The 20152-nt window shown below is 64.9% G+C and carries 17 protein-coding genes and 1 other RNA gene; 5 read left to right on the forward strand and 13 right to left on the reverse strand.

Translation table 11 applies throughout. The annotated features are described in order from the left end of the window. Nucleotides 1-44 precede the first annotated feature (44 nt). The 7 genes from UP09_RS35705 to tkt all read right to left on the reverse strand — a co-directional run bounded on the left by UP09_RS35705 (nucleotide 45) and on the right by tkt (nucleotide 8716). Entirely contained in the window at nucleotides 45-1133 is a 1089-nt protein-coding gene (locus UP09_RS35705; RefSeq protein WP_044543079.1) for a tetratricopeptide repeat protein, read from the reverse strand. Between the two features lie 7 nt (nucleotides 1134-1140). Next, on the reverse strand, nucleotides 1141-1812 hold the full coding sequence (locus tag UP09_RS35710) for a thiamine phosphate synthase (RefSeq protein WP_044543080.1): 672 nt from the start codon (nucleotides 1810-1812) through the stop codon (nucleotides 1141-1143). After that, the gene (locus UP09_RS35715; protein ID WP_044543081.1) at nucleotides 1813-2853 is read right to left on the reverse strand and encodes a class I fructose-bisphosphate aldolase; all 1041 of its coding nucleotides are present in this window, start codon (nucleotides 2851-2853) and stop codon (nucleotides 1813-1815) included. 246 nt (nucleotides 2854-3099) lie between these two features. Continuing rightward, on the reverse strand, nucleotides 3100-4167 hold the full coding sequence (gene fba, locus UP09_RS35720; RefSeq protein ID WP_044543082.1) for a class II fructose-bisphosphate aldolase: 1068 nt from the start codon (nucleotides 4165-4167) through the stop codon (nucleotides 3100-3102). A 48-nt stretch (nucleotides 4168-4215) separates the two neighbouring features. Beyond that, the gene (locus tag UP09_RS35725; protein ID WP_044543083.1) at nucleotides 4216-5409 is read right to left on the reverse strand and encodes a phosphoglycerate kinase; all 1194 of its coding nucleotides are present in this window, start codon (nucleotides 5407-5409) and stop codon (nucleotides 4216-4218) included. Between the two features lie 152 nt (nucleotides 5410-5561). Continuing rightward, nucleotides 5562-6569 carry a type I glyceraldehyde-3-phosphate dehydrogenase gene (gene gap / locus UP09_RS35730; protein WP_044543084.1) on the reverse strand — a complete coding sequence of 336 codons (1008 nt, stop codon included), beginning with the start codon at nucleotides 6567-6569 and terminating at the stop codon, nucleotides 5562-5564. A gap of 164 nt (nucleotides 6570-6733) precedes the next feature. Beyond that, entirely contained in the window at nucleotides 6734-8716 is a 1983-nt protein-coding gene (gene tkt / locus UP09_RS35735; RefSeq protein WP_044543085.1) for a transketolase, read from the reverse strand. A 344-nt stretch (nucleotides 8717-9060) separates the two neighbouring features. Here tkt and UP09_RS35740 point away from each other — a divergent pair, with 344 nt between their 5' ends. The 5 genes from UP09_RS35740 (at nucleotide 9061) to UP09_RS35755 (ending at nucleotide 11754) form a co-directional block, all read left to right on the forward strand. Then, a complete protein-coding gene (locus tag UP09_RS35740) occupies nucleotides 9061-9381 on the forward strand; it encodes a DUF4164 domain-containing protein (RefSeq protein WP_044543086.1) in 321 nt (106 codons plus the stop codon). Beyond that, nucleotides 9378-9761: a cell division protein ZapA gene (locus UP09_RS35745; RefSeq protein ID WP_044543087.1), complete on the forward strand. Its 384-nt coding sequence runs from the start codon at nucleotides 9378-9380 to the stop codon at nucleotides 9759-9761. The genes UP09_RS35740 and UP09_RS35745 overlap by 4 nt, the downstream gene beginning before the upstream one ends. Nucleotides 9762-9974: 213 nt before the next feature. Next, nucleotides 9975-10136, forward strand: a non-coding RNA gene (ssrS, locus tag UP09_RS36670) — 6S RNA. Nucleotides 10137-10345: 209 nt separating this feature from the next. Beyond that, nucleotides 10346-10924: a 5-formyltetrahydrofolate cyclo-ligase gene (locus tag UP09_RS35750; protein ID WP_044543088.1), complete on the forward strand. Its 579-nt coding sequence runs from the start codon at nucleotides 10346-10348 to the stop codon at nucleotides 10922-10924. 2 nt (nucleotides 10925-10926) lie between these two features. Further along, the gene (locus tag UP09_RS35755) at nucleotides 10927-11754 is read left to right on the forward strand and encodes a TIGR00282 family metallophosphoesterase (protein WP_044543089.1); all 828 of its coding nucleotides are present in this window, start codon (nucleotides 10927-10929) and stop codon (nucleotides 11752-11754) included. A gap of 5 nt (nucleotides 11755-11759) precedes the next feature. Here UP09_RS35755 and UP09_RS35760 read toward each other — a convergent pair whose 3' ends face one another. The 6 genes from UP09_RS35760 to UP09_RS35785 form a co-directional block, all read right to left on the reverse strand. Beyond that, on the reverse strand, nucleotides 11760-11993 hold the full coding sequence (locus UP09_RS35760) for a hypothetical protein (RefSeq protein ID WP_044543090.1): 234 nt from the start codon (nucleotides 11991-11993) through the stop codon (nucleotides 11760-11762). A gap of 418 nt (nucleotides 11994-12411) precedes the next feature. Then, nucleotides 12412-13758 carry a c-type cytochrome gene (locus tag UP09_RS35765; protein ID WP_044543091.1) on the reverse strand — a complete coding sequence of 449 codons (1347 nt, stop codon included), beginning with the start codon at nucleotides 13756-13758 and terminating at the stop codon, nucleotides 12412-12414. After that, a complete protein-coding gene (locus UP09_RS35770) occupies nucleotides 13755-15929 on the reverse strand; it encodes a xanthine dehydrogenase family protein molybdopterin-binding subunit (RefSeq protein WP_044543092.1) in 2175 nt (724 codons plus the stop codon). Before UP09_RS35770 ends, UP09_RS35765 begins: the two co-directional genes overlap by 4 nt. 10 nt (nucleotides 15930-15939) lie before the next feature. Further along, entirely contained in the window at nucleotides 15940-16404 is a 465-nt protein-coding gene (locus tag UP09_RS35775) for a (2Fe-2S)-binding protein (RefSeq protein WP_197082798.1), read from the reverse strand. A 245-nt stretch (nucleotides 16405-16649) separates the two neighbouring features. After that, complete coding sequence (locus UP09_RS35780; RefSeq protein WP_044543094.1) at nucleotides 16650-18074, reverse strand: methyl-accepting chemotaxis protein; 1425 nt, start codon at nucleotides 18072-18074, stop codon at nucleotides 16650-16652. 201 nt (nucleotides 18075-18275) lie between these two features. After that, on the reverse strand, nucleotides 18276-20036 hold the full coding sequence (locus UP09_RS35785; RefSeq protein WP_044543095.1) for a methyl-accepting chemotaxis protein: 1761 nt from the start codon (nucleotides 20034-20036) through the stop codon (nucleotides 18276-18278). Nucleotides 20037-20152 lie beyond the last annotated feature (116 nt).

Here is a 20152-nt window from a genome sequence, read left to right on the forward strand (position 1 = left end):
AAGTTCGGACTGGGTTGCCCTCTGGACGTGGCGCCGTCAAGGCGTCATTTGACGTTGTTTCCGATCCATTTCCGGGCGGCTTCCTCGCCCTTGGCGCGATCTTCGGGGCTCATGTTGGCGAGCGTCTCGTCGAGCGCGGGATCGCCCTTGCCGGCGGTCTTGGCCACTGTGTGCCATTTCAGCGCCTCGACCTTGTCCTGCGGCGTGCCCTGGCCGGTCGCCAGCACGAAGGCGAGCCGGTTCTGCGCGATCGGTGAGTTCTGCCGGGCCGCCTTGCGCAGCAGGGCGACCGCCGCCGGCGGGTTGCGCGGCGTGCCGGTGCCGTTGAACAGCGCGATGGCATATTCGACCTCGGCGTCGACATTGTCGGCGAGCGAGGCGGCCTGCAGCAGCCGCACCGACTTATCGAGGTCCTTCGGCACGCCGGTGCCTTCCTTGTAGAAGGTCGCGAGCGCGTATTGCGCTTCGGGGTTGCCGGCGTCGGCGGCCATGCGCAAGAGCTCCGCCGAGCGTTTCACGTCCTGCGGCAGGGTCTGGCCGTCGAGATAGAGCAGCGCGAGATTATAGGCCGCCTTGGGCTCGCCGAGCTTGACCGCCGATGCCAGCAGCTTGACCGCGCCGTCCTTGTTCACCGGGCCGCCGCGGCCCGCGATCTTCATCATGGCGAGCGCGAACATCGCCTCGCGATCGCCGGCGTCGCAGGCCTTCTGGTACCACTGATCGGCCTTGGCGTAGTCGCGCTTGACGCCGAGGCCGTTGGCGTAAAGCTCGCCCAGCATCGTCATCGATTTGGGATCGCCGTTGTACTGGACGCGCGCGGTCGCGAGATCGAACGCGGTCTTGTACATGCCGCGCTGATAGGCGCCGTAGACCAGGTCGACGTTGGGATCGTCGAAGGCCTGCTTCAGGGACGGCAAGGGGGCGGGCGTTGGCGTCGGCGTGGCCGCAGGCTTCGGCGCAGGCTTTTTGGCGACCGGGGAATGGACCTTCGGCTTGTCCTTGGGAACCTCCTTGGGGACTTCCTTCTTCGCAGGCGGTGTCTGGGCCGGCGGCGTGATCGACAGCTGCGCCATCGCACCGCCCGCCAGCATCGTGCAGCCGAGCGCAACCCCTATCGGACGCAGGCGCTTCATTCCGGCGTCATCCCTCGGCCCTGGCCCTTGTGTTGGCGTGCGCTCGCGCGATGGCCTCGCCGATCTCGGTCAGCGCCGCCTTCGCGCCGCGCGGATCGGCCCAGACGACGTCACCGACCAGCACGAAATCCGCACCGGCTGCGGCGAACTCCTCGGCCTCCTCGCGCGAGACGGCAAAGCCGACGCAGGGCGGCTCGAACAATTCGTCCCACCATTGCAGCCGCTCGGCGATCGCCTCGACCGACGGCCGCTGCCCGCTGGCATCGGGCTCGCCGAACAGCACGTAGTCGGCGCCGGCTTCACCCGCGGCCATCGAATCGTGGCGCGTCGCCAGCCCGCCGACGCCGACGATACGGTCGGGCTTCAGCGACGGCATCGCGTCTTCCATCGCAGCAATGCCGATCAGATGCGCGCCGTCGGCACCCGCGCGGGCCACCAGCTCGGCGTGGCCCTCGATCAAGACCGCAGCGCCGGCGTTCTGGATGATGGATACCAGCGCCTTGACGCGCGAGATCATGGTGCGCTGGTCGGTCTCGCGCAGCCGCACCAGCACCGCGGCGATATCGGCCGCGGCCAGCAGGCCGGGAAGGTCTGCCACAAGCTGCGCAGGCTCGTCGACTTCAGGCGTCGCGAGATAGAGGCGCGGGGCGGGGCGCGGCGGAACGGGTTTGGTGGCCAACTATGCCGCCTGTTTTTCGAGGCCGGCGTCCCATTTGCCGGTGCTCGCCAGGCTGTTCATCCTGGCGCGATGCGAGAAGGCGCGCTGGCCCGCCGCGACGTTGTCGGCCTTGCCGGACCACGCCTGCTGCGGCGCGGCCTGCAATGCGCGGCCGTAGGAGAAGGTCAGCGGCCAGGGCAAATTGCCGATCTTGTTCATGGCGTCGAGATGCGCGGTCGCCTCCTCGTCGTTCTGGCCGCCCGAGAGGAAGGCGATGCCCGGCACCGCAGCCGGCACGCAGCTCTTGAGCAGGCGGACGGTCTTCTCGGCGACCTCCTGGACCGAGGCCTGCTTCGGGCATTTTTTGCCCGAGATCGCCATGTTCGGCTTCAGGATCATGCCCTCCAGCGCGACCCGCTGCACCCGCAATTCCTGGAAGGTGCGGTTCAGCAAGCGCTGCGTCACGTCGTAGCAGCGGTCGATGTCGTGATCGCCGTCCATCAGCACTTCCGGTTCGACGATCGGCACGATCTGCGCGGCCTGGCACAGCGCCGCGTAGCGCGCCAGCGCGTGCGCATTGACGCGGATCGCGGTCATCGTCGGAACGCCGCGGCTACCCGCGCCGCCGCCGATATCGATCACCGCGCGCCATTTCGCGAAGCGCGCACCGCGCTCGTAATATTTCGCGAGGCGTTCGGCGAGCTTGTCGAGGCCAATGGTGACGAGTTCGCCCGGGCAGTTCGGCAGGGCTTGCGTGCCTTCATCGACCTTGATGCCGGGAATGGCGCCGGCCTGCTCGATCAATCTGACCAGTGGCGTGCCGTCCTTGGCATTCTGCCAGATCGTCTCGTCGTAGAGGATGACGCCGGAGATGAATTTGCTCATCGCCTCCTGCGAGCGGAGCAGCATCTCGCGATAGTCGCGGCGGCTGTCCTCGGTCGATTCGACCTTGATGGCGTCAAAACGCTTCTTGATGGTGCCCGAGGATTCGTCGGCGGCGAGCAGGCCCTTGCCCGGGGCGACCATGGCAAGCGCAACTTTGTTGAGGTCAGCGAGATTCATCGGGGCGTCCTCCAGAGCAACTTGCCTTTGCGAGCCAAAATAGGCGGTTCTCGGGCAATTGCCTAGAAAACGTTCGTCGCGGCCGGTTATTGCAGCGGCGGCAGGCTGCCGACCGAAACAGAACCGGTGTCCCGTCGCCCCAGAACTCCGTTCCGATGGAGTCGGAACGGAGTTCTGGATTCTTGTTTTGACGCGTTTTCTTCACGCGAACCGGTACCCACTTCGCTTGAAAACGCTCTCGCGATCTCAGGCGACCTTCGGATCGAGCTCGCCCTTGGCGTAGCGCTTGGCCATATCGGCGGTGGTCAGCACCTTCTTGATCTTGCTGGCCTGGCCTGCGGTGTTGAACTCCTGCAGACGCTGCTTGCAGAGCTTGGTCATCGCCTCCATCGCCGGCTTCAGGTACTTGCGCGGATCGAACTCTTCCGGATTGTCGTGCAGGACCTTGCGGATCTGGCCGGTCATCGCCATCCGGTTATCAGTGTCGATGTTGATCTTGCGCACGCCGTTCTTGATGCCGCGCTGGATCTCGGTAACCGGCACGCCCCAGGTCGCTTTCATCTTGCCGCCATGGGCGTTGATGATCTCCTGCAGATCCTGCGGCACCGACGAGGAGCCGTGCATCACCAGATGCGTGTTTGGCAGCTTGCGGTGGATCTCCTCGATCACCTTCATGGCGAGGATGTCGCCGTCGGGCTTGCGGGTGAACTTGTAGGCGCCGTGCGAGGTGCCCATCGCGATCGCCAGCGCGTCGACCTTGGTTTCCTGGACGAACTTCACGGCTTCATCGGGATTGGTGAGAAGCTGGTCATGCGACAGCTTGCCCTCGGCGCCGTGGCCGTCTTCCTTGTCGCCCATGCCGGTCTCGAGCGAACCGAGCACGCCGAGCTCGCCTTCCACCGAGATGCCGCCGAGATGGGCCATGCCGGTCACGGTCCGGGTGACGCCGACATTGTAGTCCCAGTCACCGGGGGTCTTGCCATCGGCCTTCAGTGAGCCGTCCATCATGACCGAGGTGAAACCGGCCTGGATCGCCGTCATGCAGGTGGCGGGCTCATTGCCATGGTCGAGATGCACGCAGACCGGAATCTGCGGATAGATCTCGGTGACGGCGTCCATCATGTGCTTGAGCATGACATCGTTGGCATAGGAGCGCGCGCCGCGCGAGGCCTGGATGATGACGGGGGCATCGACCTCGGAGGCTGCCGCCATGATCGCCAGCGCCTGCTCCATATTGTTGATGTTGAACGCCGGTACGCCGTAGTCGTGCTCAGCCGCGTGGTCGAGCAGTTGCCGCAACGTAATACGAGCCATTCAATTTCTCCCTGTAGTTACAGCGCTTTCGCGCGTGATCCCGGTAGATCAGCCCTTCTTCAGAACTTCGACGCCCGGCAGCGGCTTGCCTTCCATCCATTCAAGAAACGCGCCGCCCGCGGTCGAGACATAGGAAAAATCGCCGGCGACGCCCGCCTGGTTCAGCGCCGCGACGGTGTCGCCGCCGCCGGCGACCGAAATCAGCTTCTTCGCCTTGGTGCGCTCGGCGGCATGTTTGGCGGACACCATGGTGCCGCGGTCGAATGGCGTCAGCTCGAAGGCGCCGAGCGGTCCGTTCCAGACCAGGGTGGCCGCATCGTCGATCGCGGAATGGATGCGTGCAATCGACTGCGGGCCGACGTCGAGGATCATGCCGTCGGCCGGGATCGCATCCAGGCCATAGGCGTGCGAGGGGGCATTTGCGGCGAACTGGTTCGCGACCACGGCATCCACGGGAAGGATGATGGCACAATTGGCCGCTTCGGCCTTTTCCATGATCCGCAATGCGGTCGGGGCAAGGTCCTTTTCGGCGAGCGACTTGCCGACGCCGATGCCCTGCGCGTGCAGGAAGGTGTTGGCCATGCCGCCGCCGATCACCAGTGCATCGACCTTGGTCACCAGGTTTTCCAGCAGGTCGATCTTGGTCGACACCTTGGCGCCACCGATGATCGCGATCACGGGCTTGGTCGGCGCATCCAGCGCCTTGCCGAGCGCGTCGAGCTCGGCCTGCATGGTGCGGCCGGCATAGGCCGGCAGCTTGTGGCCGAGGCCTTCGGTGGAGGCGTGCGCGCGATGCGCGGCCGAGAAGGCGTCGTTGACCCAGATATCGCCGAGCTTGGCGAGCTCCGCGACAAAACCAGAATCGTTCTTCTCTTCTTCCTTGTGGAAACGCGTGTTTTCCAGGCAGAGGATGTCGCCGTCCTTCATGGCGCCGACCGCCTTGGCCGCGACGTCGCCGATGCAGTCGTCGGCGAAGGCGACGGGCCGCTTGATCACCTTCGACAGCGCCTCGGCGACGGGTTTGAGCGACTCCTTGGGATCGCGTCCCTTTGGCCGGCCGAAATGGGCGAGCAGGATCACCTTGCCGCCCTTGTCGGAGATTTCGGTGATGGTCGGGGCGACGCGCTCAAGCCGCGTGGCGTCGGTGACGCGGCCATTGTCCATGGGGACGTTGAGGTCGACGCGCAACAGCACGCGCTTGCCCTTCACATCGACGTCGTCGAGGGTACGGAATTTGCTCATGTGAGGTCTCTTGTCCCGGGCGCGGCGCAGCGCAAGGCGATGCGCTGCAGAACCGGGACCCATATCAGCACGGGTCCCGCGGTGGCATGGGTCCCGGCTCAGCAGTGCAGCGTCTCGACGCTGCACTGCTGAGCCGGGACACGAGACGTGAGTTACAGCAGCTTCCCGATCGCGACCGCGGTGTCGGCCATGCGGTTGGAGAAGCCCCACTCATTGTCGTACCACGACATCACGCGCACGAAATTGCCGTTCTGCACCTTGGTCTGATCCATGTGGAAGGTCGACGAGTGCGGGTCGTGATTGAAGTCGATCGAAACGTTCGGCGCGGTGGTGTAGCCGAGGACACCCTTGAGCTGCTGCTCGGAGGCCCGCTTCATCGCCTCGTTGATCTCATTGACGTCGGTCTTGCGCTTGGCGACGATCTTGAGGTCGATCACCGAGACGTTCGGGGTCGGTACGCGGATCGAAACGCCGTCGAGCTTGCCTTTAAGTTCTGGGAGAACCAATCCGATCGCCTTCGCCGCACCGGTCGAGGTCGGGATCATCGACATCGCCGCCGCACGGCCGCGATAGAGGTCCTTGTGCAGGGTGTCCAGCGTCGGCTGGTCGCCGGTATAGGCGTGGATCGTGGTCATGAAGCCGGTCTCGATGCCGACGGTGTCGTTCAGCACCTTGGCGACCGGCGCGAGGCAGTTGGTGGTGCAGGAGCCGTTGGAGATGACCAGATGGTCCTTGGTCAGGATGTCGTGGTTGACGCCGAAGACGATGGTCGCATCCGCGCCGTCGGCAGGCGCTGAGACCAGCACGCGCTTGGCGCCGGCGGTGAGGTGCGCGGAGGCCTTGTCCCTTGCGGTGAAGATGCCGGTGCATTCCAGCGCGATGTCGACGCCGAGTTCCTTCCAGGGCAGCTTGGTGGGATCGCGCTCGGCCGACACCTTGATCTTGCCGTTGCCGACGCTGATCGAGTCGCCATCGACGGTGACGGTGCCGGGGAAACGACCGTGCACGGAGTCGAAGCGCAGCAAGTGCGCATTGGTCTCGACCGGGCCGAGGTCGTTGATGCCGACCACTTCGATATCCTTGCGGCCGGACTCGGCGATGGCACGCAATACATTGCGGCCGATGCGGCCAAACCCGTTGATTGCGACGCGGATTGCCATGCTGTTGTCTCCTCTAAAAGCTGCTGCCAGCCCCGCGGGATGGCTCCCACGAGGATTTTACGGCGGAACGCCCGGTTCAGCCGGACGCGAGCGGAAAAGATGCAGCCTTGGTAGTCCTTTTTCGCGGCAAGCTCAACCGTCAGCGTGCGCGTTTCAGGCCAGCGTCAGACGCGTTTCAGGGCAGCATTAACGACGGCCTCAGCGGTAATTCCGAAGTGCTTGTAAAGATCCTTCGCTGGACCGCTGGCACCGAAACCGTGCATGCCCACGAATTCACCATCGCGGCCGATCACGGCATCCCAGCCCCAGCGCACCGCAGCCTCGATCGCGATCTTGACCGGGGCGTTGCCGATGATGGCGTTCTGCCGCTCGGCGGGTTGCGCCAGCAGCAATTCCAGCGATGGCACCGAGACCACCCGCGTCGCGATGCCGCGCTCGGCGAGCTGCTTCTGCGCGGCAACCGCGATCTCGACCTCGGAACCGGAGGCGAACAATGACACTTTTGCGTCACCCTGGGCCGCGACCAGTTCATAGGCGCCGTGGCTGCACGGGCTCTCATTCGGCGCCGTGGTGCGGAGCTGCGGCAGGTTCTGGCGGGTCAGCACCAGCACCGTCGGTCCGTCGATGCGGTTCAGCGCCAGCTCCCAGCACTCGGCGGTCTCCATCGCGTCGCAGGGCCGGAACACGCGCATGTTCGGGATCGCGCGCAGCGCGGCGAGATGCTCGACCGGTTGATGGGTCGGGCCGTCCTCTCCGAGGCCGATCGAGTCATGCGTCATGACATAGACGACGCCGGTGCCCATCAGCGCCGACAGCCGCATCGCGCCGCGCGCGTAGTCGGTGAACACCAGGAAGGTCGCGCCGTTCGGCGCGAAGCCACCATGCAGGAAGATGCCGTTCAAACACGCCGCCATGCCGTGCTCGCGGATGCCGTAATGGATGAAGCGGCCCTTTGGCGTCTTGGCGGCAAATCCGATCGCCGACTTGGCCTTGTTGTTGTTGGAGCCGGTAAGGTCGGCGGAGCCGGCCACGAATTCCATCGGCATCGCGGCGGCGATCACCTCGATCGCGGCTTCCGACGATTTGCGGGTTGCGATGTTGAGCGGATTTTCCAGCAGCGACTTCTTGTGCGCGCGCAGCGCCTTGGCGAGTGCCTGCGGACGCTCGTGGCGCAGGCGGCGCTCGAACTCGGCGCGCTTGCGGGTGCCGAGCTGGGCGAACTGCTCGTTCCAATCCTTGTGCGCGGCCGCGCCCCGGCTGCCGGCTTCGCGCCAGGCCTTCAGCACGTCGTCAGGCACCGAGAACGGCTCGAGCGAGATGCCGAGCTTTTCCTTGGCGCCCTTCAACTCGGCGGCGCCGAGCGCCTCGCCATGGGCTTTGTTGGTGCCGGCCCTGGTCGGCGCGCCATAGCCGATCGTGGTCTTGCAGGCGATCATCGTCGGCTTGCCGGACTTCTGCGCGCGGGTGATCGCGGCGGCGATCGCCTTCTGGTCCTGGCCGTCGATCAGCTCGGCAGCCCATCCGGCGGACTTGAAGCGCTTCACCTGGTCGACAGAGTCGGAGAGAGAAGTCGGGCCGTCGATCGAGATGCCGTTGTCGTCGTAGAGCACGATCATCTTGTTCAGCCGCCAAACGCCGGCCAGCGCGATCGCTTCCTGCGAGATGCCCTCCATCAGGTCGCCGTCCGAGGCGATCACATAGGTGTGGTGGTTGACGATCTTCTTGCTGAACTCGGCGGCGAGCATCTTCTCGGCCAGCGCCATGCCGACCGCGGTCGCGATGCCTTGGCCGAGCGGGCCGGTGGTGGTCTCGATGCCCTTGGTGTGGAAGTTCTCGGGGTGTCCCGGCGTCAGCGATCCGAGCTGGCGGAAATGCTTGATCTGGTCGAGCGTCATCTCCTTGTTGCCGGTCAAATACAGCAACGCATAGAGCAGCATCGAGCCGTGGCCGGCCGACAGCACGAAGCGGTCGCGGTCGGGCCAAGCCGGGTCTGCCGCGTCGAATTTCAGGAACTGGGTGAACAACACCGTCGCCATGTCGGCGGCGCCCATCGGCAGACCTGGATGGCCGGAGTTCGCCTTTTCGACGGCATCCATGGCGAGCCCACGGATCGCATTGGCCATACGGGTATGATCGACCTGCGTCATGATGAAAATCCGCCTGAAATGAGGAGCTTGTTGCGGTACGCGTCGGGGCGGGCAGCCGCGACACGCGCGTGATGGCCTTACGGGGTTGGCGCTGGATTAGCACCTCAATCTCGCAAGTCCAAGGCGATCAAACGCGCTGAATCGGGGAAAAGTTGCTCGAAATGGGCCATTTCGATTGATCGGTGCATAGTTCGGCGCTGGCGTTGCGCTTGCCTCGCTTGCCACGTAAATTTCGCCTCGTAACCGCTTGCCGAAACGCCGATTTTGCCGTGCGGCAGGCATGCCCAAGCAGGCCTATAAGCAGGCTTGGGTCAGGCTAATATCAAGGGTCCGCGCCGCGTCTCATGAGTGATCGTCCCGCCAACGGGTCTGGCAACACCGAGGCACCGCTTGCCGACATCGATGCCGCAACCAAGCGGCTGATGGCGGCACTCGATGCGTTGGAGAGTTCGGTGGAGCGGCGCCGTGAGGCCGACCGCGACGAGAATGAGCTCGCGAGCCGGATCCAGGCGCTCGGCGCCGACCGCTCCAGACTTGCCGATGAGCTCGACGGATCGCTGGTGAAGACGCGCAGGCTCGAACGCAGCAATCGCGAGATCGCGGAAAAACTCGACGCAGCGATCGGCACCATCCGCGCCGTGCTCGAGGGCGGAGAGAGCAAATGAGCCACATCAACGTCACCATCAACGGCCGGCAATACCGGATGGCCTGCGAGGAGGGCCAGGAGGTGCGGCTGCTCAAGCTCGCTGAGAATCTGGAATCCCGCGTGGAATCCCTGCGTGGCAAGTTCGGCGAGATCGGCGACGCCAGGCTGACGGTGATGGCCGCGCTCACCGCCTGCGACGAATTGCTCGATGCCGGGGCGCGCATCCGCAGCCTCGAGGAAGAGGTCGAGCAGCTCCGCAACGCGCGCGTTGACGCCGGCGACCGCGCCCGTGCGACCCAAATTGCCGTCTCCAACGCGCTCAATGCCGCCGCCGAGCGGATCGAGCGCACCACGCAGGTGCTCAACCGCACCATCGGCGGCGGCATCGCGATCGGGTAGTTTCCGCAATCCGCCAGCTATCGTCGTCCCGGCCTAGTGCGCAATTGCGCACGGGGGCCGGGACACATACGCCGCGGCCCATCGATTTTGGGCGGTGCCGGTTGATACCACCCAAAGCAATCAAAAGTAGTGGTAATGGGTCCCGGCCTTCGCCGGGACGACAAAATGTCTTGCCGCTGGCGCAACCTCCACTTCGTAGCTACATTGGTCGGTGCGAAGCTGCGTCGTGCGTCAGGAGCCATAATATCCCCGGGGCCTTATCGATCCTTCAGGGAACTGTCCCTGGCCGGGTCCGTGGATCCGGTCATATGGTGCCCACCTACTTTCGTAGGGAACTCCGGGATCGAGCGCTCCAACGGCCTCTGTGGCTTCGCACTTTAATTTTCTGTCCCCGGGTGGGTCTCTGCACTCGGGTTTTCTGCTGTTTCCTTGTCGTCTCTCGCTGCGGCGGTTCGATTGAGTAGCAGTGTCATGCCCCGCTTATGCGGGGGTGCCAGTACGCCGCGGCATGACCGCAGGATTGCTAGCGTTTCTGGACTATCCGATCGTCTGCTTTCGCGGATGATGACAGCGGAAGATGGGTCATGCACGCATCTCCATCGAAGGCCGAGCTTCGGGCTCTGGCGCTCGCCAAGCGCGACGCGCTCAGCGATGAGCAGCGCAGTGCCGCCGCCGAGGCGCTGGCTAAACGCGGCGCGCCGTTCGAGATCGCACAGGGCATGATCGTTTCAGGCTATGCGCCGATCCGCAGTGAAATCGACCCGGCGCCGCTGATGTTGAAGCTCGCAGCCAAAGGCGCGCGCCTCGCGCTGCCCTGCGTCAATGCGCGCGGCCAGTCGCTGACCTTTCGCGCCTGGTCGCCGCACGACCGGCTGATGCTCGGGCCGCTCGGCATCCCCGAGCCGTCGCCGGCCGCCGCTGAAGTGCAGCCGGACGTGATGCTGGTGCCGCTGGCGGCGTTCGACCGGCTCGGCCACCGCATCGGCTATGGCGCCGGCTATTACGACTATACCTTCGCGCATCTGCGCAAGAGCAACCACGTGATCGGCGTCGGGCTTGCTTTCGCCGCGCAGGAAACCAAAGTGATTCCGGCGCTGTCGCACGACGTCGCGCTGGATTATGTGCTAACGGAGCGCAAGACGTTCGATTTCCGGAGTGCCTAGCATTGCGTATTCTCTTTGTTGGTGACGTCGTCGGCAGGACCGGCCGCACCGCCATCACCGACCACCTCCCCGGCATGGTCAAGGACTGGTCGCTCGATCTCGTCATCGTCAATGGCGAGAACTCGGCCGGCGGCTTCGGCATCACCGAGGCGATCTACCAGGAGCTGCTCGACGCCGGCGCCGATGCGATCACGCTCGGCAACCACGCCTGGAATCAGAAGGAGGCGCTGGTCTTCATCGAGCGCGCGCCGCGCCTGATCCGTCCGTTGAATTTTCCGCGCCATTCGCCCGGCCGCGGCGCCACGCTGATCGACACCAAGAACGGCAAGCGCGCGCTCGTCATCAACGCGATCGGCCGCGTCTTCATGGAGCCGTCCTCCAACGATCCCTTCGCAGCGATCGACCGCGAGCTCGAGGCCTGTCCGTTGCGCGAGGGCGCCGACGCCATCGTGCTGGATTTCCATGCCGAGGCCACCAGCGAGAAGCAGGGCATCGGCTTCTTCTGCGACGGCCGCGTCAGCCTTGTGGTCGGCACCCACACCCATGTGCCGACCGCCGATCATCAGGTGCTGCCCGGCGGCACCGCCTATATGAGCGATGCCGGCATGACCGGTGACTATGATTCGGTGATCGGCATGCAGAAGGAAGAGCCGCTGCAGCGCTTCCTCACGGGCATTCCGTCCGGCCGGTTCGAGCCGGCGTCAGGCGTAGCGACGCTTAGCGGCATCGCGGTCGAGACCGACGATGCGACTGGGCTCGCCGTCAAGGTCGCGCCGGTGCGGGCCGGCGGGCGGCTCGCGCCCGCGGTGCCGGGTTTCTGGATCAGCTAGCTCGATCAGAACCCGAAGAACTTTTCGCGCAGGGCGTCTTCGTACCCGGATTTCGCCGCCTTGACCTTGCTGCGCATCGCGTCCTCGGCGAAGTGGGCGTTCTCCCACTGGTCGACCTCGGCCACGGTATGGTTTACGGAGGCAAGCGCTTCCTCGCTTCGGATCGCCGCGATCCAGGCCTCGACCGAGTTCTTGTATTCAGTCTGCAGACGATCCAGCTCTGGATATTCGTCGCTCATCTTGAAGCTCCTCGGTTCGATGTCCGTTGCGCGGCTCCCTGAAGAAGCCGGTCGGTGCGCGACGAGGTCCGAGTTGGAACTCGCCTCAGTATCGGTTCGGCACGTACATTTTCGGCGGGATCGGGCCGCGATCGTAGTCCGGGTCATAATTGCGCGGCGACAGCGCCGCCGGATCATACGGAAGCCGGCCAGCGCATCTTTGTTTTCAAATAGCTGTGTCAGCGGTGTGACACCCGCATATCGGTTGGAGCGCGTGCAGGCTGCCTGCTGCGCGACGCCGCCCTGCCGGGGTAGAACTAAAGCGTTTTCGAACGAAGTGGATGACGGTTCACGTAAAGAGAACGCATCTAAACCAGAGTCTGGAACCCCGTTCCGTTTCCATCGGAACAGAAAGGTTCCAGCCGCTTGAAAAACGCGGTTACTGCGCCGTCTGCTTGCGCAGCTCGGCCACGTCCTGCGCCGTGAGTTTCGATCCCTTGGTGCCGAACCGCGCGGTCACATAATTGGCAACCGCTGCGATCTCGTCGTCCGAATAGGCGTTGCCGAACGCCGGCATCGAGAGCGCGCCGTCGGGCGTATGCCGCTTGGTGCCCGAGATCACGATCTGCGCGACGTTGGTGGCGCCGGGATCGTTCACCGCCCATGCACCGGTCAGGGTGGCCATCGGCGAGACGGCGCTCTCACCGCTCCAGCCGTGGCAACTGACGCAAGCGCCTTCGAAGACCATCTTGCCGCGCGCATCTGATGTCACGCCGTCCTTGTGCGCCGAAGGCGCCGGCGGCGCCGTGGTCGCCGGCAGATCGGGCGAAGCAACCGGCGGCACGCTGCGCAGATAGGTCACGACCGCACGGATGTCCTCGGGCGCGAATTGGCTGAAGCTGTGGTCGACGGCTTCGCCCATCGGGCCCGACGCGGTGCCGTGGCCGGTCGCATGGCCGTTCGAGAGATAGGCGATGAGATCATCGTCGCGCCAGTCGCCGAGGCCGGTGGTCTTGTCCGACGAGATGTTGAAGGCGCGCCAGCCGGCGGTGATCGCGCCGCCGAACTTCTTGCGGTTGTTTAATGCGAAGGCGAGGTTTCGCGGCGTGTGGCACTCGCCGCAATGCGCCAGCGCTTCGGCGAGGTAGGCGCCGCGATTCCATTCCGGAGACTTCGAAATGTCAGGCTCGAACCTGATGTCCGGATTGAACACTTCGGACCAGACCGCCATCGCCCAGCGCTGGTTGAACGGAAATGCCAGCGTGTTGGCCGGCGGCTCCGCGCGCACTGGCGCTAGGCTGAACAGATAGGCCTTGATCGCCAACGCATCCGCGTCGGTGACGTAGGTATAGGACGTGTAGGGCATCGCCGGATAAAGCCGCGCGCCGTCGCGGCGGATGCCGGTATGCAAGGCGTTAAGGAAATCCTTGTCGGTATAGTTGCCGATGCCGGTTTCCTTGTCGGGCGTGATGTTGGTCGAATAGAGCACGCCGAACGGCAGCTTGAAGCCGAGGCCGCCGGCATACTCCTTGCCGCCCTGCGCGGTGTGGCAGACCATGCAGTCCGCCGCCTTTGCGAGATATTCCCCACGCGCCACGACGCTCGCACTGGTCAGTGAAGCCGGTACGCCGGTTGGATTGGCGCCCTTGTATTCGGAGAGTTCGACGTTCGGGCCGGTCCCGAACGCCATCGGTCCAGGGCCGCGAATGACCCAGACGCCGACAATGAATGCGACCAGGACGATCGCGACGATGCTTTCGAGGATACGGCGAGCGCGGCGGCTCATGATTTCTTCCCCGCGATCAGCGCGCGGTCGATCGGCAGCCTGCGCAGCGCAACGCCGGTTGCAGCATAGATCGCGTTGCGCAAAGCGGGCGGACCCGCCGTCACGCCGGCTTCGCCGATGCCGCCGGGCATCTCGCCACTCTTGATCAGATGAACGTCGATCTTTGGGGCCTGGTTGATGCGCAGCATGCGGTAGTCGTGGAAATTGGACTGCTGCACCCGTCCCTTGTCGATGGTGATTTCGCCGTAAAGCGCGGCGGTCAGGCCGAAGATCAGCCCACCTTCGATCTGCGCCATGATGGTATCGGGGTTGACGGCGATGCCGGTATCGACCGCCGTCGTCACGCGACGCAGATGCACCTCGCCTTGTTCGTCGATTTCCGCTTCCACCACGGTGGCGAGGAAGCTGCCGAATGACGGCTGCACACACACGCCGCGTCCGACCCGCGCGGGGAGCGCCTGGCCCCAGTCTGATTTTTCCACGGCGAGGTTGAGCGCGGCCAACTGGCGCGGGTTTTTGCCGAGCATGTCGCGGCGGAAGCTGACCGGATCCTTGCCGGCCTTGCGCGCCAGTTCGTCCATGAAGCACTCCATGGCGAACACGTTGTTGTTGGGGCCGACGCCGCGCCAGAAGCCGGTCGGCACCGCCGGTGGCTCGGCCCTGTTATATTCAACGTGGATGTTGGGGATGTCATAGGGAATGTCCACGGCGCCGTCGACGGCATCGATATCGATGCCCTTCTGGAACGCAGGCGGCAGCCAGCGCGCGATGATGGCGGCACCCGTGATGCGATATTTCCAGGCGGCGATCCTGCCACCCGACAGCGTGGCGGCAATGGTGTCGCGATAGACCGGGCGATAGACGTCGTGCTGGATGTCCTCCTCGCGGGTCCACACCACCTTGACCGGCCCATCGACCTGTTTGGCGATACGCACCGCCGCGACGACCATGTCGGGCTCGAGCCTGCGGCCGAAACCGCCACCGATCAGATGCTGGTTCACGGTCACCTTGTCGACCGGCAGGCCTGCGGCCTTCGCCGCCTCGGACTGCACCCGCGCCATGATCTGCGTGCCGGTCCAGATTTCGCAGGAGTCTCCCTTGAAATGGACGGTGCAGTTCAACGGCTCCATCGTGGCGTGCGCAAGAAACGGCAGCTCGTATGCCGCTTCGAGTTTGTCGCCGCTGGCAAGACCCTTGGCGATGTCGCCCTCGGATTTCGCGACTGCGCCGTCCTTCTCACTGGCGGCGCGGATATCCTGCCAAATGTCTTTCGAACTGAGGTGCGCGTTGGCGCCCTCATCCCAGGTCACGTCGAGCGCGTCGAGGCCCTTTTTCGCGGCCCACATATGATCGCCGACCACGGCGACCAGATCGTCGAGAACGACGACCTTCCGAACGCCCGGGACTTTCTTCGCCGCGGTATCGTCGACCTTGCCGATCTTGCCGCCGAAAACCGGAGACATCGCCAATGTCGCGAATGTCATGCCCGGAACCATGGCGTCGATGCCATAGATCGTCGTGCCGTCGACCTTGTTCGGGGTGTCGAAGCGCTTCACGGGCTTGCCGATCAGCACGAAATCCTTGGGGTCCTTGACCGCGACAGTCTTCGGCGGTGTCTGCGCATTTGCGTCCCGCGCCAGCGCGCCGTAGCCGAGCCTGCGCCCGCTCTGGGGATGGATCACTTCGCCATCCGACGCCGTGCATGTCCCGGGTTCGACCTGCCATTGCTGCGCGGCGACCTCGATCAGCATGGCGCGGGCCGTTGCGCCGGCTTCGCGAAGCGGTTTCCAGAATGCGCGCACGGACGTCGAGCCGCCGGTCGCCTGGATCCCGAAAATCGGATTCGCGTACAGTTTTTCGTTGGGCGGCGCGTGCTCCAGGATGACGGTCGAGAGATTCGCGTCGAGCTCCTCGGCCAGGATCATCGCGACGGAGGTATAGATCCCCTGGCCCATCTCGACCTGCGGCATCACAAGCGTGATCCGGCCGGCGGGATCAATGCGAATGAAGGCGTTGGGCGCGAATTCGCCGTCGGTCGTGTCTGGCGGCTGCGTCGGCTCGTTGGCGGCCCGGACCGGAATGTGAAAGGCAAGCACGAAGCCGGAGGCGAGAGCGCCGCCGAGCAGCGCGCGGCGGGACACGGCGTCGGAGTGTTTTTCAGTCGATGTCATGGCGCCGCTCCTACGACTGGCGGCCGGAGGCGGCCTGCTTGATCGCGGCGCGAATCCGGACATAGGTGCCGCAGCGGCAGATGTTTCCTGCCATCGCGGCGTCGATGTCTGAATCGTCAGGGCTCGGTGTCGATGCGAGCAGTGCCGCAGCCGACATGATCTGGCCTGACTGGCAATAGCCGCACTGGACCACTTCGAGATCGAGCCAGGCCTTCTGCACTTTTGCACCGGCGGACGATGCACCGATGCCCTCGATTGTGGTGACGGCCTTGTCGCGCACCGCGCCGACAGGAAGCACGCAGGACCGCACCGGCTTGCCGTCGATGTGCACCGTACATGCGCCGCACTGCGCGATGCCGCAGCCGAATTTCGTTCCGGTCATGCCGAGAATGTCGCGCAACACCCAGAGCAGCGGCATATCGGCGGGTGCATCGAAGGATTTCGCTTCGCCGTTGATGGTCAGCGTCGTTGCCATGAGCATCCCCAGATCGACGGCCGCGGGCAGCGGACACGTTGGTGCGACACTATCGCGTTACGATCAATTGGGAAGCCAGGATATTGTCCGCAAGGCTGACTTGCATAACCGAAGAGTATGCATGCCGTTCACGCGATCGTGCGGCCCGACTGCTGCAGTTTTAGGCTAATTGAAATGACGATCGTCATTTCAGTGCGTCTTCCGATCGGCAATTGCGGATCGCGGGCGCAGGAATTTGCCTGCCCTCAGCTCTGCCGGAAGCCCATCCGGAACGCGCCCCAGTGGCGGCCGCGGATGACGATCGGCGACGACAGGTCCTTCATGAGGACAAAGTTGCCGCCGCCCATGTCGCGCCGATAGGTCTGCAGCAGGAACGGTTTCGTGCTGGCGGCGACCTTCTTCACCGCGCGGTCGTTGAACAGGCGGCGGTTGCGGCAATTGGCGTTGTTCCAGACCGGGTCCGGGCCCTGCGGCAGCCGGTAGTTCGGATTGTGGGTCGGCAGATAGCCGTTCCTCGCCCACGCGACGCAGAACACGATGCGCGGGTCGCTCTTCTGGATCGGATCCTGGATCGCGGGCAGCACGCGGTCGGTGAAGGCTGTGTAGTCGGTCAGATACTGTTTCGGATTGGTGCCGGCGATCTCGCGGTACTTCTCGTCCATCAACTGGTCGAGCGTGACGTCGCCGCGCGCGACCGCGCTCTCGAACGCGTCGGAAATCCGCTTCGCGGTCTCGGTAACGACGCGGATCAGCGGCGCGTCAGATGTTTCCACGCCGCTGTCGGCGATCAGCGCGATCAGACCTTCGGAGGTCTCGAGCAGCTTTGCCACCCGCTCGTCGGCATATTTGAGATCGCGCGAAGAGAGGTCGACGCCCTTGGCGAGTTCATCGAGCTCGGTGATAACAGTGTCGCAATGGCCGAGATTGGAGGTCGCGGCGCGCGTGACGCCGTCGATCTCGGCGCCCACGGACGCGAAGCCTTGCTGCACGCGCGTGATGATGCCGGCGATCTGCTGGGCGCCTTCACCGGCGCTTTTCGCCCGCAGCGAGGCGTCGCTGCTTTCGCCGATCAGGCTGCCGATCTGGCCGTCGAGATCGCGCACGGTGTCGGAGATCTGGTGCGTGGCCTGACGGGTTGCTTCCGCCAGGTTCTTGACCTCGCTTGCGACCACGGCGAAGCCGCGGCCGGCGGCGCCGGCGCGCGCCGCTTCGATCGTGGCATTGAGCGCGAGCAGGTTGGTCTGTTTGGCGATCGCTTCGATCGAACCGGAGACTTTTGCGACTTGCGACAGCGCGGCGCCGACCGCGGCCAGCCGGGCTTCGATACGGTTCACCGCTGTGACGAGTTCCGAAATGTGGCTGACCGCCGTGTCGACCACGCTGCGCGACTGGGCGATTTCGCCGGCCGCGGCTGACGTGGTCGATTGCACCGCTTGTGACGCGTTGGCGATGTCGTGATTGGCCGTGACCATCGTCTCGGCCGTCTTCTGCAGGCGGTGGAACCGCTCCGACTGGTTCGCAACGCGGCTTGCGACCTCCTGGACGTTGCCGGCGATGTCGGCAAGCTCCACCCCAAGGCCGCCGATCCGGTCGGCGAGCTGGTCAACGACCCGTTCGGCCAGCGTTCGGCTGGACGACGTGTCCAGAACTGCAAGCTGCACGACCGACATCTTCGAACTTCCTCCCGTCAGAGCGGCCCGTTGATCCGCCGCGGCATTCCCATCTCGAAACCAAAGCGTGATTCGCGCCTTCGGTCTTGCCTGAGCGCGAACTGCGTAGCCCGGATGCAGCGCAGCGAAATCCGGGGTTCCCTCAATGGGCACATCGGTCCCGGATTGCGCTTCGCTCCATCCGGGCTACAAGAATTCCCATCAAAGTTTGTACGCGGTGCGGAAGCCGCCCCAATGCCGTCCCTGCACGCGGATCGGCACATCGATCTCGCGCATCATCACGGTGTTGCCATTGCCCATGTCGCGCGCATAGCTCTGGATCAGATAGGCGCGCTGATTGCGGCCGGCGGCGAGGCCGGCGGCATCGTTGAAGATGCGGCGATTGCGGCTGTTGGCGGTGTTGTAGGCTGTGTCGCCGGGCCGCTGCGGATGCGAATAGATCTTGTTATGCACCGGCAGATAGCCGTTCTGGTCAATCACGGCGCAGAACGCCAGGCGCTTCTCCTTGGCGAGGAATGCCTCCAGGATCGGCGGCAGCGCGCGATCGGCCCAGTCGAGCATCCTGGTGCGGTGCTGCACCGGATTGGTCCCGGCGATCTCGACATAATTGGTATCGAACATATCCTCCATCGTAACAGCACCGCTCGCCACGCCGTTCTCGAAGATCTTGGTCAGCGCCGCACCGGCCTCCATCGCGCGGGCGACGAATTCGGTGTTCTCTTCGTGGATCGCCCACATCCTGTCTTCGATCGCCTCGCGCAGTGCGGCGCTCGCCGCCTCGAAGCGTGCCCGGGCGCCGACCTTGCTGTGTTCGCCGATTCTGATCCGGCAGGCGCCGATTTCCTTAAAGTTCGCGCTGAGGCTTTCGTTGGTGGGGAGCCTGTCGGCGTCCGGACCGGCGATCAGGATGCCGTCCATCGCGATCTCGTAGACCGGCGCGGTGATCATGCGCGTTGCGGTCTTGATCTCGATGGTGAGGCTGCAGGGCAGGCGCTCGTTCTTGCGATGATCGCCGCGCTCGTTCTGGCGCAGCAGAACCGCGCAGCGTGCCTTGAGCTTCTGGGCGAAGGCGGTTACGGCCTTGCCGGCCTTCGCGACACTGTCGCCATGAACAGCCGCTTCCCTGGTCGCGCTGTCGATCTCGCCGGCGCTGTCGCCGACCGAGACGATGAAGTGGGAGGCGGAGGCCGCGTTCTGGCCCATCTCGCCGGTGATCTGGTTCTGCTCGGCGACTGCACCGTTGACGTTCTCGAATACCGGGCGAATCAACGCGATCGCCTGCGAGATGCGATGGACGGCGTCCGCGGACCCGGTGGCATCCTTCTGCAGCGCATCGATCTTCCTGGTGATCTCCTCGGTCGCGCTCTGGGTCTGCACCGCCAGCGCCTTGACCTCGGTGGCAACCACCGCAAAGCCCTTGCCGGCGGCGCCGGCGCGCGCCGCCTCGATGGTCGAGTTCAGCGCCAGCAGCGTGGTCTGGCGCGCGATCTGCGCGATCAGATTGACGACGTTGCCGATCGCGGCCGAGGATTCGCGCAGGCGGTCGACATTGGCGGTGGCCTCGCGGGCCGCCGCTGCAGCGTCGTCGGCCAGCTTGCTGGCGCTGCGCACCTGCTGGCCGATACCCTCGGCGGAATGGGTGAACCTGCCGGCGGCCTCCGAGAAGGTGGTCGCGGTGCTCTGCGCGGCGCTGGAGCGGCCGGTCAGGGCGTCGGTGCGCGCGCGGATGGTCGACAGGGTCGCAGCGGTCGCCTCGGCGCCGTCGGATACTGAACTGGCGGCGCGCTCGAGCTGGCGGATCATGCCGCCGAGCTCAAGCTCCAGCAGTTCCAGGATTTCCTTCGCCGAATCGCTCTCGGTGGAGGCGGGGGGCGCGGGTGTCACCGCCACGGCGGGAACCCTGGATTCTGTGGCAGGCGCAACCGGCTCCGGCCCTCGCCTTCGAAACAAACCGAACGCCATGGGGACTCTTGGGAGTTGATCTTGGGAGTTGAGATGGAACGCGTGATCCTCGCATCCGGGCATGAAGTCAGGGTTAACAACTGCCTGATATTTCGCCATGCGGACCTGTTCCTGTG

The sequence above is a fragment of the Bradyrhizobium sp. LTSP885 genome, from assembly GCF_000938305.1.
Lineage (GTDB): Bacteria > Pseudomonadota > Alphaproteobacteria > Rhizobiales > Xanthobacteraceae > Bradyrhizobium.